This is a genomic window from Aminobacter sp. NyZ550, from assembly GCF_025628925.2.
Taxonomy (GTDB): Bacteria; Pseudomonadota; Alphaproteobacteria; order Rhizobiales; family Rhizobiaceae; genus Aminobacter; species Aminobacter ciceronei.
This window is the reverse complement of record NZ_CP114190.1, coordinates 3,435,100-3,448,671: the sequence shown is the minus strand read 5'-3', so window position 1 is coordinate 3,448,671 and position 13,572 is coordinate 3,435,100. Positions and strand designations below refer to the sequence as shown.

General features: G+C 61.2%; 23 protein-coding genes. All 23 read right to left on the bottom strand.

Features of this window, described 5'->3' with window-relative positions:
- Positions 1-8: 8 nt before the first annotated feature.
- Positions 9-578 carry a 30S ribosomal protein S5 gene (rpsE, locus tag N7E70_RS17130; RefSeq protein WP_067961902.1) on the bottom strand — a complete coding sequence of 190 codons (570 nt, stop codon included), beginning with the start codon at positions 576-578 and terminating at the stop codon, positions 9-11.
- A gap of 128 nt (positions 579-706) precedes the next feature.
- Positions 707-1,066 (bottom strand): 50S ribosomal protein L18, encoded by a 360-nt coding sequence (rplR, locus tag N7E70_RS17125; RefSeq protein ID WP_067961899.1) that lies wholly within the window; start codon positions 1,064-1,066, stop codon positions 707-709.
- A gap of 87 nt (positions 1,067-1,153) precedes the next feature.
- Positions 1,154-1,687, bottom strand: coding sequence for a 50S ribosomal protein L6 (rplF, locus tag N7E70_RS17120; protein ID WP_067961897.1), 534 nt, complete (start codon positions 1,685-1,687; stop codon positions 1,154-1,156).
- A 35-nt stretch (positions 1,688-1,722) separates the two neighbouring features.
- Positions 1,723-2,121, bottom strand: a complete 399-nt coding sequence (rpsH, locus tag N7E70_RS17115) for a 30S ribosomal protein S8 (RefSeq protein WP_067961896.1) — start codon at positions 2,119-2,121, stop codon at positions 1,723-1,725.
- A gap of 12 nt (positions 2,122-2,133) precedes the next feature.
- Positions 2,134-2,439, bottom strand: a complete 306-nt coding sequence (gene rpsN / locus N7E70_RS17110) for a 30S ribosomal protein S14 (protein WP_067961894.1) — start codon at positions 2,437-2,439, stop codon at positions 2,134-2,136.
- Between the two features lie 27 nt (positions 2,440-2,466).
- Positions 2,467-3,024, bottom strand: coding sequence for a 50S ribosomal protein L5 (gene rplE, locus N7E70_RS17105; protein WP_067961892.1), 558 nt, complete (start codon positions 3,022-3,024; stop codon positions 2,467-2,469).
- Positions 3,017-3,331, bottom strand: a complete 315-nt coding sequence (gene rplX, locus N7E70_RS17100; protein ID WP_067961890.1) for a 50S ribosomal protein L24 — start codon at positions 3,329-3,331, stop codon at positions 3,017-3,019. The genes rplE and rplX overlap by 8 nt, the downstream gene beginning before the upstream one ends.
- Before the next feature lie 12 nt (positions 3,332-3,343).
- Entirely contained in the window at positions 3,344-3,712 is a 369-nt protein-coding gene (gene rplN / locus N7E70_RS17095; protein WP_006205457.1) for a 50S ribosomal protein L14, read from the bottom strand.
- Positions 3,713-3,780: 68 nt separating this feature from the next.
- Positions 3,781-4,020 carry a 30S ribosomal protein S17 gene (gene rpsQ / locus N7E70_RS17090; protein ID WP_055976426.1) on the bottom strand — a complete coding sequence of 80 codons (240 nt, stop codon included), beginning with the start codon at positions 4,018-4,020 and terminating at the stop codon, positions 3,781-3,783.
- An 11-nt stretch (positions 4,021-4,031) separates the two neighbouring features.
- On the bottom strand, positions 4,032-4,232 hold the full coding sequence (gene rpmC / locus N7E70_RS17085; RefSeq protein WP_018427849.1) for a 50S ribosomal protein L29: 201 nt from the start codon (positions 4,230-4,232) through the stop codon (positions 4,032-4,034).
- A gap of 13 nt (positions 4,233-4,245) precedes the next feature.
- Positions 4,246-4,659, bottom strand: a complete 414-nt coding sequence (gene rplP / locus N7E70_RS17080) for a 50S ribosomal protein L16 (protein WP_055976423.1) — start codon at positions 4,657-4,659, stop codon at positions 4,246-4,248.
- Positions 4,660-4,686: 27 nt separating this feature from the next.
- On the bottom strand, positions 4,687-5,406 hold the full coding sequence (rpsC, locus tag N7E70_RS17075) for a 30S ribosomal protein S3 (RefSeq protein ID WP_067961888.1): 720 nt from the start codon (positions 5,404-5,406) through the stop codon (positions 4,687-4,689).
- The gene (gene rplV, locus N7E70_RS17070; protein ID WP_263007056.1) at positions 5,406-5,795 is read right to left on the bottom strand and encodes a 50S ribosomal protein L22; all 390 of its coding nucleotides are present in this window, start codon (positions 5,793-5,795) and stop codon (positions 5,406-5,408) included. The genes rpsC and rplV overlap by 1 nt, the downstream gene beginning before the upstream one ends.
- Position 5,796: 1 nt before the next feature.
- Positions 5,797-6,075 (bottom strand): 30S ribosomal protein S19, encoded by a 279-nt coding sequence (rpsS, locus tag N7E70_RS17065; RefSeq protein WP_055976414.1) that lies wholly within the window; start codon positions 6,073-6,075, stop codon positions 5,797-5,799.
- Positions 6,076-6,090: 15 nt separating this feature from the next.
- The gene (rplB, locus tag N7E70_RS17060) at positions 6,091-6,924 is read right to left on the bottom strand and encodes a 50S ribosomal protein L2 (protein WP_055976411.1); all 834 of its coding nucleotides are present in this window, start codon (positions 6,922-6,924) and stop codon (positions 6,091-6,093) included.
- Between the two features lie 22 nt (positions 6,925-6,946).
- On the bottom strand, positions 6,947-7,240 hold the full coding sequence (locus N7E70_RS17055; RefSeq protein WP_067961884.1) for a 50S ribosomal protein L23: 294 nt from the start codon (positions 7,238-7,240) through the stop codon (positions 6,947-6,949).
- Complete coding sequence (gene rplD / locus N7E70_RS17050) at positions 7,237-7,857, bottom strand: 50S ribosomal protein L4 (protein ID WP_055976408.1); 621 nt, start codon at positions 7,855-7,857, stop codon at positions 7,237-7,239. Before rplD ends, N7E70_RS17055 begins: the two co-directional genes overlap by 4 nt.
- Positions 7,857-8,567: a 50S ribosomal protein L3 gene (gene rplC, locus N7E70_RS17045; RefSeq protein WP_067961881.1), complete on the bottom strand. Its 711-nt coding sequence runs from the start codon at positions 8,565-8,567 to the stop codon at positions 7,857-7,859. Before rplC ends, rplD begins: the two co-directional genes overlap by 1 nt.
- Positions 8,568-8,625: 58 nt before the next feature.
- Positions 8,626-8,934, bottom strand: a complete 309-nt coding sequence (rpsJ, locus tag N7E70_RS17040; RefSeq protein ID WP_006205468.1) for a 30S ribosomal protein S10 — start codon at positions 8,932-8,934, stop codon at positions 8,626-8,628.
- Positions 8,935-8,998: 64 nt separating this feature from the next.
- On the bottom strand, positions 8,999-10,174 hold the full coding sequence (gene tuf, locus N7E70_RS17035; RefSeq protein WP_067961853.1) for an elongation factor Tu: 1,176 nt from the start codon (positions 10,172-10,174) through the stop codon (positions 8,999-9,001).
- A gap of 67 nt (positions 10,175-10,241) precedes the next feature.
- Entirely contained in the window at positions 10,242-12,332 is a 2,091-nt protein-coding gene (fusA, locus tag N7E70_RS17030; protein ID WP_067961879.1) for an elongation factor G, read from the bottom strand.
- 32 nt (positions 12,333-12,364) lie between these two features.
- Complete coding sequence (gene rpsG, locus N7E70_RS17025) at positions 12,365-12,835, bottom strand: 30S ribosomal protein S7 (RefSeq protein ID WP_067961877.1); 471 nt, start codon at positions 12,833-12,835, stop codon at positions 12,365-12,367.
- A 76-nt stretch (positions 12,836-12,911) separates the two neighbouring features.
- Positions 12,912-13,283 (bottom strand): 30S ribosomal protein S12, encoded by a 372-nt coding sequence (gene rpsL / locus N7E70_RS17020; RefSeq protein WP_008837709.1) that lies wholly within the window; start codon positions 13,281-13,283, stop codon positions 12,912-12,914.
- Positions 13,284-13,572: the final 289 nt, after the last annotated feature.

Genomic DNA, 13,572 nt, shown 5'->3' with positions numbered 1-13,572 from the left:
TCGAGCGACTATTCTTCAGCCGCTACGGCGGTGCCGCGGCGGGCCTGAAGCGTCGAGTACTTGATGCCGCGCTGTGCAGCCACATCCTTCGGATGCATCTGGCTCTTCAGCGCATCGAAGGTCGCACGAACCATGTTGTACGGGTTCGACGAACCCATCGACTTGGCGACGACGTCGTGCATGCCGAGCGTCTCGAAGACAGCGCGCATCGGACCGCCGGCGATGATGCCGGTACCCTGCTTGGCAGAGCGCAGCAGAACGCGACCAGCGCCCCAACGGCCTTCAACATCGTGGTGCAGCGTACGGCCCGAGCGGAGCGGCACGAAGATCATGTCGCGCTTTGCCGATTCGGTTGCCTTGCGGATCGCTTCCGGCACTTCGCGCGCCTTGCCGTGACCAAAGCCAACACGGCCCTTCTGGTCTCCGACGACGACGAGTGCTGCAAAACCGAAACGCCGGCCGCCCTTGACGACCTTGGCAACGCGGTTGATGTGGACGAGCTTATCGACGAACTCGCTGTCGCGCTCTTCGCGGTCACGGCTACGGTCGCGACCACCTTCCCTACGTTCTTGTGCCATATTCCTATCCTTATTTTTTTCCGGAAGCACGGGGGTTAAAAACCAAATCCGGCGTCTATAGCGTCGCCGGATTTATTGCAACTGCTCAGAAATGCGGCACAGCGCCACGCGCTACGCCGTAGACTGCATCAGAAGTTGAGGCCACCTTCACGTGCGGCTTCGGCAAGTGCCTTGACGCGGCCGTGATAGATGTAGGCGCCACGATCGAAAACGACGTCCTTGACGCCAGCCTTCGAAGCACGCTCGGCGATCAGCTTGCCAACCGCGGTCGCAGCAGCAGTGTCGGCGCCGGTCTTCAGCGAGCCCTTGAGATCCTTCTCGAGGGTCGAAGCGGCAGCGAGCGTACGGCCGTTGGCGTCGTCGATGACCTGGACGTAGATGTTCTTCGACGTGCGGTGAACCGACAGGCGCGGACGGCCGTTGGCGACCTTCTTGATCTGGCGGCGGATACGCGCCGAACGGCGCAGGGTGGTTTCTTTCGAAGCCATAGTAGCAGTTCCTTGCCTTCTGAAACGGGCGCGGCCATCTGCGGTAAGCCCAATTGCTTCCCGCGACCGCGCACCGCGGCGTTGTTGTTACTTCTTCTTGCCTTCTTTGCGGACGATCTTCTCGCCTGCATAGCGCACGCCCTTGCCCTTGTAAGGCTCGGGACCGCGGTATTCGCGGATCTCGGCAGCGACCTGGCCGACCTGCTGCTTGTTGATGCCGTTGACCACGATTTCGGTCGGCTTCGGCACCGTGATGGTGATGCCTTCCGGCGTCTGATAGACGACGTCATGCGAGAAGCCAAGTGCCAGCTGCAGGTTCTTGCCCTGGAGCGCTGCACGGTAACCGACGCCGGTGATCTCGAGCTTCTTTTCGAAGCCGTCCTTAACACCCGTCAGGATGTTGACGATCTGCGTTCGCGACATGCCCCACTTGGAGCGCGCGTCCTTCGACTGATCGCGCGGCTGAACAGCGATTTCGCCGTTTTCCATCGTGACCAGAACTTCGTTGTTGACCACGAACTTCAGCTCGCCCTTGGGCCCCTTGGCCGTGACGGTCTGGCCGTCGACGGAAGCGGTAACGCCCTGCGGAAGCTGAACGGGTTTCTTGCCAATACGAGACATAGTCCTCGTGCCTTTCTTGTTTCAGCCTACGCAGATCAGAAGATCTGGCAGAGGATTTCCCCGCCGACGTTCTGTTCGCGCGCTTCGTGGTCGGCCATCACGCCCTTCGGGGTCGAAAGGATCGAGATGCCGAGGCCATTGGCAACAGGCGGAATCGACTTGGACGAGACGTAGACGCGGCGGCCCGGCTTGGAGACGCGGGCGATTTCGCGGATAACCGGCTGGCCGTCGAAGTACTTCAGCTCGATTTCGATCTCGGACTTGCCGTTTTCGAAGTCGGTCTGGCTGTAGTCGCGGATGTAGCCTTCCGCCTTCAGCACGTCGAGAACACGGGCGCGCAGCCTGGACGCAGGCGTCGACACGGTCGACTTCTTGCGGCCATAGGCGTTGCGGATGCGGGTCAGCATATCGCCGAGAGGATCACTCAAAGACATGTCAAATGCTCCTTACCAGCTCGACTTGACCAGACCGGGGATCGCCCCGATCGAGCCCAGGTCGCGAAGCGCGATACGCGACATCTTAAGCTTGCGATAGTAGGCGCGCGGGCGGCCGGTCACTTCGCAGCGATTACGAATACGGATCTTTGCCGAGTTGCGCGGCAGCGCGGCGAGCTTGAGCTGCGCGCGGAAGCGTTCCTCGATCGGCTTGGCCTGATCCATGACGACGTCCTTGAGGGCCTTACGCTTGGCAGCGTACTGGTCCACAAGCTTGCGGCGCCGATTGTTCTTCTCGACTGAGCTGGTCTTTGCCATTTCAGATTTTTCCTTTTCTCGCTGCCGTTACTGCCGGAAGGGGAAGTTGAAGGCCTTGAGCAGAGCCCGGGCTTCTTCGTCCGTCTTGGCGGTCGTGCAAACGATGATGTCCATACCCCACATCTGATCAACCTTGTCGTAGTTGATCTCGGGGAACACGATATGCTCCTTCAGGCCCATAGCGTAATTTCCGCGGCCGTCAAAGCTTTTCGGGTTCAGACCGCGAAAGTCGCGAACGCGCGGCAGTGCGATGTTCACGAGGCGGTCCAGAAACTCGTACATGCGCTCCTGGCGGAGCGTCACCTTGGCGCCGATCGGCATCTGCTCACGCACCTTGAAGCCGGCGATCGACTTGCGGGCGCGGGTGATGACCGGCTTCTGGCCGGCGATCATGGCCAGGTCTTCAGCGGCAACCGACGGCTTCTTCGAATCCGCGGTGGCTTCGCCAACACCCATGTTGAGCACGATCTTGTCGATGCGCGGAATCTGCATGACGTTGTCGTACTTGAACTGTTCCTGCATCGCCTGGCGGATGGTCTCGTTGTAGACCTTCTTCAGACGCGGCTCGTTGGTTGCCTTAGCCATTGATGACTTCTCCCGAGCGCTTGGCGACACGCACCTTCGTGCCGTCCTTCTGGACCTGGAAGCCGACGCGGGTCGGCTTGCCATCCTTGGGGTCGACGAGCGCGAGGTTCGACAGGTGGATCGGCGCTTCCTTGGTAATGATCCCGCCCTCTTGGGTCTGGGACTGCTTCTGGTGGCGGCGGATCATGTTCACGCCGCGGACAACTGCCTTGTCTTCCTTCGGCTGGACAGACAGCACCTCGCCGGTGCGGCCCTTGTCCTTGCCGGCCAGAACGACAACCTTGTCGCCTTTACGGATCTTCTGCATTGTTCCGGCTCCTTACAGCACTTCGGGCGCGAGCGAGATGATCTTCATGTGGTTCTTGGCGCGGAGTTCGCGCGGAACCGGCCCGAAGATACGCGTGCCGATAGGTTCTTTCTTGTTATCGACAAGAACGGCCGCGTTCTTGTCGAAACGGATCACGCTGCCGTCCGGACGACGAATGTCCTTGGCCGTGCGAACCACGACCGCCTTCATCACGTCACCCTTCTTAACGCGGCCGCGCGGAATGGCTTCCTTGATCGACACCACGATGATGTCGCCAACAGAAGCATACTTCCGCTTCGAGCCGCCCAGCACCTTGATGCACATGACACGACGGGCGCCGGAATTATCCGCGACGTCGAGGTTTGTTTGCATCTGAATCATGACTGGCCGCCTTCTTCTTCTCTAACGGGATGGGCTACCGCCCTCCCCGGCTTGTCCAAAATTCGTTGTTACGCCTGGTCCGGGGTGATGACGACCCAGCGCTTATCCTTGGAAATCGGCTTCGATTCCTGGATAGACACCTGATCCCCCACCTTGTGGGCGTTGTTTTCGTCGTGCGCCTTGTAGTTCTTCGACATACGCACGGTCTTCTTCATCACCGGGTGCGTGAAGCGACGCTCGACCTTGACGACGACCGTCTTCTCGTTCTTGTCGCTGACGACCGTACCCTGCAGGATGCGCTTTGGCATGGTTTTCGTCCTTAAGCCTTCTTGCCGGCCGACTTCTCGGCGGCGATGGTCTTGATACGCGCGATGTCCTTACGAACTTGTTTCACGCGCGCCGTCTTTTCCAGCTGACCGGTCGCCTTCTGGAAGCGCAGGTTGAACTGCTCCTTCTTGAGGCTGGCGAGCTCGTCAGTGAGCTGGTCCTGGGTCTTCGTCCTGATGTCCGAGGCTTTCATGATCAGCCCTTCCTTATTCTGCGATGCGCTGAACGAAGCGCGTCCTGACCGAGAGCTTGGCGGCGCCGAGACGCAGCGCTTCACGCGCCACTTCCTCAGAGACACCATCGATCTCGAACATCACGCGACCTGGCTTGATGCGGCATGCCCAGTAGTCGACGGCGCCCTTGCCCTTACCCATGCGGACTTCGGTCGGCTTCGACGTGACGGGGACGTCCGGGAAAATACGGATCCAGACGCGGCCCTGACGTTTCATTTCGCGGGTGATCGCGCGGCGAGCCGCCTCGATCTCACGCGCGGTGACGCGGTTCGGCTCAAGCGCCTTCAGTCCGAAGCCGCCGAAATCCAGGTTGGTGCCACCCTTCGCGGTACCGTGGATGCGGCCCTTGAACTGCTTACGGAACTTTGTGCGCTTTGGCTGCAGCATCGTTCTAACTCCAAATTCCTATGCGTATCAGGCGTTTTCGCGACGGCGGCGCTCAGGGCGCTCGCCAGCATGCGAATGCTCGCCTTCGGTTGCGCGACGCTCGGAAGCCATCGGATCGTGCTCGAGGATCTCGCCCTTGAACACCCACACCTTGACGCCGCAGATGCCGTAGGCGGTCTTTGCCTCGGCAGTGCCGTAGTCGACGTCGGCGCGCAGCGTGTGCAGCGGAACGCGACCTTCGCGGTACCACTCCATACGTGCGATTTCAGCGCCGCCGAGACGGCCCGAGCAGTTGATGCGGATGCCCTCTGCGCCGAGACGCATGGCCGATTGCACCGCGCGCTTCATGGCGCGACGGAAGGCAATGCGGCGCTCGAGCTGCTGTGCGATCGACTGTGCGACCAGCGTAGCGTCGGTCTCCGGCTTGCGAACCTCGACGATGTTGAGGTGCGTCTCGGACTTCGTCATCTCCATCAGCTTCTTGCGAAGCTTTTCGATGTCAGCGCCCTTCTTGCCAATGATCAGGCCCGGACGTGCTGCATGGATGGTCACACGGCACTTCTTGTGCGGACGTTCGATCACGACCTTGGAAATCGCGGCCTGCTTCAGCTCGGCCTCAAGATACTTGCGGATCTTGATGTCTTCGTGGAGCAGCTGGCCGTACTCACCGGTGTTTGCGTACCAACGCGAGTCCCAGGTGCGGTTGATGCCGAGGCGGAGACCAATTGGATTGATTTTCTGGCCCATTATGCGGCCTCCCCTTTCTCTTCGACTTCACGAACGACGATCGTGAGGTGCGAAAACGGCTTCTCAATGCGGCTGGCGCGACCACGGCCACGAGCGTGGAAACGCTTCATGACGATCGACTTACCGACAAAGGCTTCCGCCACCACCAGTGCATCGACATCGAGGTCGTGATTGTTTTCCGCGTTGGCGATAGCCGATTCGAGGGTCTTCTTAACGGTTTCGGCGATGCGCTTGCGCGAAAATTCCAGATCCGAAAGCGCGGTCGCTACCTTCTTGCCGCGGATAAGCGCGGCAACGAGGTTGAGCTTCTGCGGGCTGACCCGGATCGTGCGGAGGACCGCACGTGCCTCGTTGTCAGCAAGCCTGCGCGGAGCTTTGGCCTTGCCCATGTTACTTCCTCTTTGCCTTCTTGTCCGCGCCGTGACCGTAGTAGGTCCTGGTGGGAGCGAACTCACCGAACTTGTGGCCGACCATGTCCTCGTTCACCGAGACCGGGACGTGCTTCTGGCCGTTGTAGACACCGAAGGTGAGGCCGACGAACTGCGGCAGGACGGTGGAGCGACGGCTCCACATCTTGATCACCTCATTGCGACCGCCTTCACGAACCTTCTCTGCCTTCTTGAGCAGATAGCCGTCAATGAACGGGCCTTTCCAGACTGAACGAGTCACTGGCGTTACCTCTTCTTAGCTCTTGCGCTGATGGCGCGAGCGCAGGATGAACTTGTCGGTCGCCTTGTTGGACCGCGTCTTCTTGCCCTTGGTGGGCTTGCCCCACGGGGTCACCGGATGGCGTCCGCCCGAGGTGCGGCCTTCACCACCGCCGTGCGGATGGTCGACCGGGTTCATGGTCACGCCGCGGTTGTGCGGACGCTTGCCACGCCAGACCGTACGACCGGCCTTGCCGTCGTTGATGTTGCCGTGGTCCGGGTTGGACACGGCGCCGACGGTGGCGATGCAGAGACCGCTGACGACGCGCTGTTCACCCGAGTTGAGGCGAAGGATCGCCATGCCCTGGTCGCGGCCGACGAGCTGGGCGTAAGCACCAGCCGAACGAGCGACCTGACCGCCCTTGCCGGGCTTCAGCTCGATGTTGTGGACGATCGTGCCGACCGGCATCGAAGCGAGCGGCATTGCATTGCCCGGCTTCACGTCGACCTGCTCACCAGCGATGATCTTGTCGCCGGCCTGCAGACGCTGCGGAGCAATGATGTAGCTCAGCTCACCATCGTCGTACTTGATCAGTGCGATGAAGGCGGTGCGGTTCGGATCGTACTCGAGACGCTCGACCGTGCCGACGACGTCGAACTTGCGACGCTTGAAGTCGATGATACGGTACGAACGCTTGTGACCGCCGCCAATGAAGCGAGCCGTGATGCGGCCGTAGTTGTTACGACCGCCCGACTTGGTCAGGCCTTCGGTCAGACCCTTGACGGGCTTGCCCTTGTGCAGACCCGAGCGGTCGACGATGACCAGCTGGCGCGTGCTCGGCGTTACTGGCTTGAATTTCTTAAGTGCCATTGTCCTGTCCTCTCAGCCCAGCTCAGAGACCCGTCGCGACGTCGATCGACTGGCCATCGGCCAGCGTCACTACCGCCTTCTTGACGTCGCTCTGGCGGCCGATCGTGCCGCGGAAGCGCTTCACCTTGCCCTTGCGGACCAGGGTGTTCACAGCAGTCACCTTCACGCCGAACAGCGCTTCGACGGCAGCCTTGATCTCAGGCTTGCTCGCCTTCTTGGCGACATTGAAGACGACCTGGTTGTTTTCCGAAGCCATGGTCGACTTTTCAGTGATCGCCGGCGAGACGATCACGTCATAGTGGCGGAGATCCGTCATTTGAAGCGCTCCTCGAGAGCCTCGACGGCGGCCTTCGAAAGGACCAGCGTGCCGCGGCGCAGAATGTCGTAAACGTTGATGCCCTGGATCGGCAGGACATCGATGTTCGGGATGTTGGTCGCTGCGCGCTTGAAGTTGAGGTCAAGCTCAGCACCACCGATCACCAGGGCATTGGTCAGGCCCAGCGTCGCGAAGTTCGCGATCAGCGCCTTGGTCTTGCCCTCGGCGAGCGTCAGCTCGTCGACGATGATCAGGTTCGATGCCTTGGCCTTGGCCGACAGGGCGTGCTTCAGGCCGAGAGCGCGGACCTTCTTGGGAAGGTCATGCTCGTGGCTGCGAACGACCGGGCCGTGGGCCTTGCCGCCGCCGCGGAACTGCGGAGCGCGTGCCGAATGGTGACGAGCGCGGCCCGTACCCTTCTGCTTGTACATCTTGGCGCCGGTGCGCGCGATTTCCGCGCGGCCCTTGGCCTTGTGCGTGCCCTGCTGCTTCTTGGCGAGCTGCCAGCGCACGACGCGCTGGAGAACGTCTTCGCGCGGGTCGAGGCCGAAGATCTCTTCCGAGAGCTCAACCTTGCCGGCATCCTTGCCTGCGAGGGTTGTAATCTTGAGGTCCATTATTCCGCTCCCTCGTTGGCCGGAGCCTTGTTGCTGGCAGCGCGGATCGCAGCCGGCTTCGGCGCGTTCTCAGGAAGCGCAACCTTTGCGGCGTCGCGAACCAGGATCCATGCACCCTTAGAACCCGGAACCGCGCCGCGGATCAGGATGAGACCGCGATCGGTGTCGGTCGAGACGACCTCCACGTTCTGGGTGGTGACGCGAACGTCGCCCATGTGGCCGGCCATCTTCTTGCCCTTGAACACCTTGCCCGGGTCCTGGCGCTGACCGGTCGAACCGTGAACGCGGTGCGACAGCGAGTTACCGTGGGTGGCACGGCCGCCGCCGAAGTGGTGGCGCTTGATGACGCCCTGGAAGCCCTTACCGATCGTCGTGCCCGTCACGTCGACCTTCTGGCCAACGACGAAATGCTCGACGGTGATCTCGGCGCCAACGTCCAGCATGTTGTCTGCAGAGACGCGGAACTCGGCAACCTTCGACTTCGGCTCGACGGAAGCGGCAGCGAAGTGACCGCGCAACGCCTTCGTCGTATTCTTGACCTTGGCCAGGCCAACGCCGAGCTGAACGGCAGTGTAGCCATTCTTCTCTTTGGTCAGCTGTGCCACGACCTGGCAGTTCTCCATGCGGAGAACGGTGACGGGAACGTGTTCGCCAGCGTCATTATAGACGCGGGTCATTCCCACCTTCTGTGCAATTACACCTGAACGCATCGGTTCGTTTTCCTTCAGAGGAGCCGTTTGGATCTGTTCGCGCGGCTCATGTTAGCTCTTAGAGCTTGATTTCGACGTCCACACCTGCCGCGAGGTCGAGCTTCATCAGAGCATCGACGGTCTGCGGGGTCGGGTCGACGATGTCCAGCAGACGCTTGTGCGTGCGCATTTCGAACTGCTCGCGGCTCTTCTTGTCGACGTGCGGCGAGCGGTTCACCGTGAACTTCTCGATCCGCGTCGGCAGCGGGATCGGGCCGCGAACATTGGCGCCGGTGCGCTTCGCGGTCGACACGATCTCACGCGTCGAAGCGTCGAGAACCCGGTGGTCAAACGCCTTGAGGCGGATGCGGATATTCTGTCCGTTCATGGTCACTTCCTTGTTCTGGCGCGGCGCGGGCGTATTCCCGCCCGCGACAGATCGTTAATTCGGATTATTCTTTGATCGAAGCGACGATGCCGGCGCCGACGGTGCGGCCACCTTCACGGATAGCGAAGCGGAGCTTCTCTTCCATGGCGATCGGCACGATCAGCTCGACGTCGACGGTGATGTTGTCGCCGGGCATGACCATCTCGGTGCCTTCCGGCAGCGACACGATGCCGGTCACGTCCGTCGTGCGGAAGTAGAACTGCGGACGGTAGTTGGTGAAGAACGGCGTGTGACGGCCACCCTCTTCCTTGGTCAGGATGTAGGCTTCAGCCACGAACTTCTTGTGCGGCTTCACCGAACCCGGCTTGCACAGCACCTGGCCGCGCTCGACGTCTTCACGGCCAACGCCGCGGATCAGCGCGCCGATGTTGTCGCCAGCCTGGCCCTGATCGAGCAGCTTGCGGAACATTTCAACGCCGGTAACCGTCGTCTTCGAGGTTGCCTTGATGCCGACGATCTCGACTTCTTCGCCAACCTTGACAATGCCGCGCTCGACGCGACCGGTGACCACAGTGCCGCGGCCCGAGATCGAGAACACGTCTTCGATCGGCATCAGGAACGGACGGTCGATCGGACGCTCCGGCGTCGGGATGTAGGCATCGACGGCTTCCATCAGCGCGCGGATCGCGTCTTCACCGATCTTCTTGTCCGAATCGTTGAGCGCAGCAACAGCCGAACCCTTGATCATCGGAATGTCGTCGCCCGGATATTCGTACTTCGACAGCAGCTCGCGAACTTCGAGCTCGACCAGTTCGAGCAGCTCGGCGTCGTCGACAAGGTCGACCTTGTTCAGGAACACCACCAGGGCGGGAACGCCAACCTGACGGGCGAGCAGGATGTGCTCGCGGGTCTGCGGCATCGGGCCGTCAGCAGCCGACACGACCAGGATCGCGCCGTCCATCTGGGCAGCACCGGTGATCATGTTCTTGACGTAGTCGGCGTGGCCGGGGCAGTCGACGTGGGCGTAGTGACGGGCCGGCGTCTCATACTCGACGTGCGCCGTCGAGATCGTGATGCCGCGGGCCTTCTCTTCCGGCGCTGCGTCGATCTGGTCGTAGGCCTTGAACTCGCCGAAATACTTCGTGATCGCAGCAGTCAGCGACGTCTTGCCGTGGTCAACGTGACCAATCGTGCCGATGTTCACATGAGGCTTATTACGCTCGAATTTACCTTTTGCCATGTGAGGTCTCCATTCTTGCTAGCCCAGTAAGGGCGTTGAATTAATAAAACGCTGCAATTCCTTGGAATTACGCGTATTTCTTTTGAACTTCCTGAGCGACCGCGGTCGGAACCGGCTCGTAGTGGTCGAACTGCATCGAGTACTGGGCGCGGCCCTGCGACATCGAACGCAAGCTGTCCACGTACTTGAACATGTTTGCCAGCGGCACCATCGCGTTGACGACGACGGCGATACCACGGCTTTCCTGGCCCTGGATCTGGCCACGACGGCTGTTCAAGTCGCCGATGACGTTGCCGACATAGTCTTCCGGCGTGACGACTTCGACCTTCATGATCGGCTCGAGCAGCTGGACGCCCAGCTTCGGAGCAGCTTCGCGAAGGCAGGCGCGGCCGGCGATTTCGAAGGCGAGAACCGACGAGTCGACATCGTGGTAGGCACCGTCGATGAGCGTCGCCTTGACGCCGATCATCGGGAAGCCAGCGAACGGACCCGACGACAGGACGCTGCGGAGGCCCTTGTCGACGCCCGGGATGTATTCCTTCGGAACAGCACCGCCGACGATCTTCGATTCGAAGACGAAGTCTTCGCCCTCGGGGTTCGGCTCGAACACCAGCTTGACGCGAGCGAACTGACCGGTACCACCCGACTGTTTCTTGTGGGTGTAGTCCTGCTCGTGGGTGCGGGTGATCGTCTCACGATATGCAACCTGCGGAGCGCCGACATTCGCCTCGACCTTGAACTCGCGGCGCATGCGGTCGACGATGATGTCGAGGTGCAGCTCGCCCATGCCGGCGATGATGGTCTGGCCCGACTCTTCGTCCGACTTGACGCGGAACGACGGATCTTCAGCAGCCAGGCGGTTGAGCGCGAGGCCCATCTTTTCCTGGTCGCCCTTGGTCTTCGGCTCGATCGCGATCTGGATGACCGGCTCGGGGAATTCCATGCGCTCGAGGATGACCTGGTGCAGCGGATCGCAGAGCGTGTCGCCGGTGGTCGTTTCCTTGAGGCCGGCCAGAGCAACGATGTCGCCGGCATATGCCTCTTCGATGTCCGAACGCGAGTTCGAATGCATCTGCAGCATACGGCCGAGACGCTCCTTCTTGCCCTTGACGGTGTTTTCGAGCGAAGCGCCCTTGACCACCTTGCCCGAGTAGATGCGGCAGAAGGTCAGCGAACCGACGAACGGATCGTTCATGATCTTGAAGGCCAGCATCGACAGCGGCTCGCTGTCGTCGGCGTGACGCTCGATCTCGGCTTCGGTCTTGGCATCGATGCCCTTGATGGCCGGGACGTCGAGCGGGGACGGCAGGAAGTCGACGACGCCGTCGAGCAGCGGCTGCACGCCCTTGTTCTTGAAGGCCGAACCGCAGAACATCGGGAAGAACTTGACGGCGATGGTGCCCTTGCGGATCAGCGCGCGCAGTTCGTCGTTGGTCGGCATCTTGCCTTCGAGGTAGTTCTCGAGAGCCGTCTCGTCCATTTCGACGGCGGTCTCGATCATCTTCTCGCGGAACTCTTCAGCCTTGGCCTTGAGGTCTTCCGGGATCTCGACGACGTCCCAGGCAGCGCCCAGGCTCTCGTCGCGCCAGACGAGCGCATTCATCTCGATCAGGTCGACGACGCCCTTGAATTCCGACTCGGCGCCGATCGGCAGCTGAACGGCAACGGCGGTCGCACCGAGGCGCGACTTGATCATCTCGTACGAGCGATAGAAGTCGGCGCCGATCTTGTCCATCTTGTTGCAGAAGATCATGCGCGGGACGTGGTACTTGTCCGCCTGACGCCACACGGTCTCGGTCTGCGGCTCAACACCGGCGTTGGCATCGAGCAGCGCAATGGCGCCGTCGAGAACGCGCAGCGAACGCTCGACTTCGATGGTGAAGTCGACGTGGCCGGGGGTGTCGATGATGTTGAAGCGGCGCTGCTGGCCGTCACGGCCCTTCCAGAAGGTCGTGGTGGCAGCGGACGTGATGGTGATGCCGCGCTCCTGCTCCTGCTCCATCCAATCCATGGTGGCAGCGCCGTCATGGACTTCGCCGATCTTGTGCGACTTGCCCGTGTAATAAAGGATGCGCTCGGTGGTCGTGGTCTTGCCGGCGTCGATATGCGCCATGATACCGAAATTGCGGTAGTCTTCGATCTTGTATTCGCGGGCCATGGGAGGTGCCTCTCAGTCGTTCGGACGCGCTATTACCAGCGGTAGTGCGCGAAGGCGCGGTTGGCTTCCGCCATCTTGTGGGTGTCTTCACGCTTCTTGACGGCGGTGCCGCGGTTGTTCGCCGCGTCCATCAGCTCGCCCGAGAGGCGGTCGACCATGGTGGTCTCGTTGCGGTTGCGGGCAGCAGTGATCAGCCAGCGAATGGCGAGTGCCTGACGGCGCTCGGGGCGCACATCGACCGGAACCTGGTAGGTGGCGCCGCCGACGCGACGCGAACGCACTTCCACGTGCGGCGCGACATTGTCGAGCGCCTGATGGAAGACAGTGACCGGCTCCTGCTTGGTCTTGGCCTGAACCTGGTCAAGCGCACCGTAGACGATCGTTTCGGCGATCGACTTCTTGCCGTCATACATGACGGCGTTCATGAACTTGGTGACGACGAGATCGCCGAACTTGGGATCCGGGTTGATTTCGCGCTTATCTGCACTGTGACGACGGGACATAGCTTTTGTCTCTCAAACTTGACTGGCGCTATATGACGCGGAGAACCTCGCGCAGCGCCTAATTGCAGAAGCCGAATTACTTCGGACGCTTTGCACCGTACTTCGAACGGCGCTGCTTGCGGTTCTTCACGCCCTGCGTGTCGAGCACGCCGCGGATGATGTGATAGCGAACGCCCGGAAGGTCCTTCACGCGACCGCCGCGGATCATGACCACGGAGTGCTCCTGAAGGTTATGGCCTTCGCCCGGGATGTAGCCGATCACTTCAAAGCCATTGGTCAGGCGAATCTTCGCGACCTTACGCAGAGCGGAGTTCGGCTTCTTCGGCGTCGTCGTATAGACGCGCGTGCAGACGCCACGCTTCTGCGGGTTGGCCTGCATGGCCGGAACCTTGTTGCGCTTCACCGGCGCAATGCGCGGCTTGCGGATCAGCTGGTTGACGGTAGGCATTAAACCCTCTTGTCTCTCAATTCCGTGTCTTAAGCCCGTTCGGGGCGGCTTCAAGCGCGAAATCCATACGCGAATTCGGGCCACAAACCGCGATCTGCGGTCTTGCCCGAACAAAGGCAGAGGAAGCGAATCCGCTTCATGCACGCCGGAAATGTCTTCTCGCTCGTAAAAAACGAACCCTGTTTGAGGTGAACTCCAAAGCACGTCGCTTCGGAAAAGCCAACCTCACATCGGCTCAGACGACGCGGTATCTACTCGCATGACCGCGAACCGTCAAGCCCATCCCCCC

Excerpts from the sequence above, each read along its gene's own strand:
- rpsE (WP_067961902.1), bottom strand. The coding sequence starts at position 578 with ATGGCACAAGAACGTAGGGAAGGTGGTCGCGACCGTAGCCGTGACCGC.
- rplR (WP_067961899.1), bottom strand. The coding sequence starts at position 1,066 with ATGGCTTCGAAAGAAACCACCCTGCGCCGTTCGGCGCGTATCCGCCGC.
- rplF (WP_067961897.1), bottom strand. The coding sequence starts at position 1,687 with ATGTCTCGTATTGGCAAGAAACCCGTTCAGCTTCCGCAGGGCGTTACC.
- rpsH (WP_067961896.1), bottom strand. The coding sequence starts at position 2,121 with ATGTCTTTGAGTGATCCTCTCGGCGATATGCTGACCCGCATCCGCAAC.
- rpsN (WP_067961894.1), bottom strand. The coding sequence starts at position 2,439 with ATGGCAAAGACCAGCTCAGTCGAGAAGAACAATCGGCGCCGCAAGCTT.
- rplE (WP_067961892.1), bottom strand. The coding sequence starts at position 3,024 with ATGGCTAAGGCAACCAACGAGCCGCGTCTGAAGAAGGTCTACAACGAG.
- rplX (WP_067961890.1), bottom strand. The coding sequence starts at position 3,331 with ATGCAGAAGATCCGTAAAGGCGACAAGGTTGTCGTTCTGGCCGGCAAG.
- rplN (WP_006205457.1), bottom strand. The coding sequence starts at position 3,712 with ATGATTCAGATGCAAACAAACCTCGACGTCGCGGATAATTCCGGCGCC.
- rpsQ (WP_055976426.1), bottom strand. The coding sequence starts at position 4,020 with ATGCCAAAGCGCATCCTGCAGGGTACGGTCGTCAGCGACAAGAACGAG.
- rpmC (WP_018427849.1), bottom strand. The coding sequence starts at position 4,232 with ATGAAAGCCTCGGACATCAGGACGAAGACCCAGGACCAGCTCACTGAC.
- rplP (WP_055976423.1), bottom strand. The coding sequence starts at position 4,659 with ATGCTGCAGCCAAAGCGCACAAAGTTCCGTAAGCAGTTCAAGGGCCGC.
- rpsC (WP_067961888.1), bottom strand. The coding sequence starts at position 5,406 with ATGGGCCAGAAAATCAATCCAATTGGTCTCCGCCTCGGCATCAACCGC.
- rplV (WP_263007056.1), bottom strand. The coding sequence starts at position 5,795 with ATGGGCAAGGCCAAAGCTCCGCGCAGGCTTGCTGACAACGAGGCACGT.
- rplB (WP_055976411.1), bottom strand. The coding sequence starts at position 6,924 with ATGGCACTTAAGAAATTCAAGCCAGTAACGCCGAGCACGCGCCAGCTG.
- N7E70_RS17055 (WP_067961884.1), bottom strand. The coding sequence starts at position 7,240 with ATGACGGATCTCCGCCACTATGACGTGATCGTCTCGCCGGCGATCACT.
- rplD (WP_055976408.1), bottom strand. The coding sequence starts at position 7,857 with ATGGACCTCAAGATTACAACCCTCGCAGGCAAGGATGCCGGCAAGGTT.
- rplC (WP_067961881.1), bottom strand. The coding sequence starts at position 8,567 with ATGCGTTCAGGTGTAATTGCACAGAAGGTGGGAATGACCCGCGTCTAT.
- rpsJ (WP_006205468.1), bottom strand. The coding sequence starts at position 8,934 with ATGAACGGACAGAATATCCGCATCCGCCTCAAGGCGTTTGACCACCGG.
- tuf (WP_067961853.1), bottom strand. The coding sequence starts at position 10,174 with ATGGCAAAAGGTAAATTCGAGCGTAATAAGCCTCATGTGAACATCGGC.
- fusA (WP_067961879.1), bottom strand. The coding sequence starts at position 12,332 with ATGGCCCGCGAATACAAGATCGAAGACTACCGCAATTTCGGTATCATG.
- rpsG (WP_067961877.1), bottom strand. The coding sequence starts at position 12,835 with ATGTCCCGTCGTCACAGTGCAGATAAGCGCGAAATCAACCCGGATCCC.
- rpsL (WP_008837709.1), bottom strand. The coding sequence starts at position 13,283 with ATGCCTACCGTCAACCAGCTGATCCGCAAGCCGCGCATTGCGCCGGTG.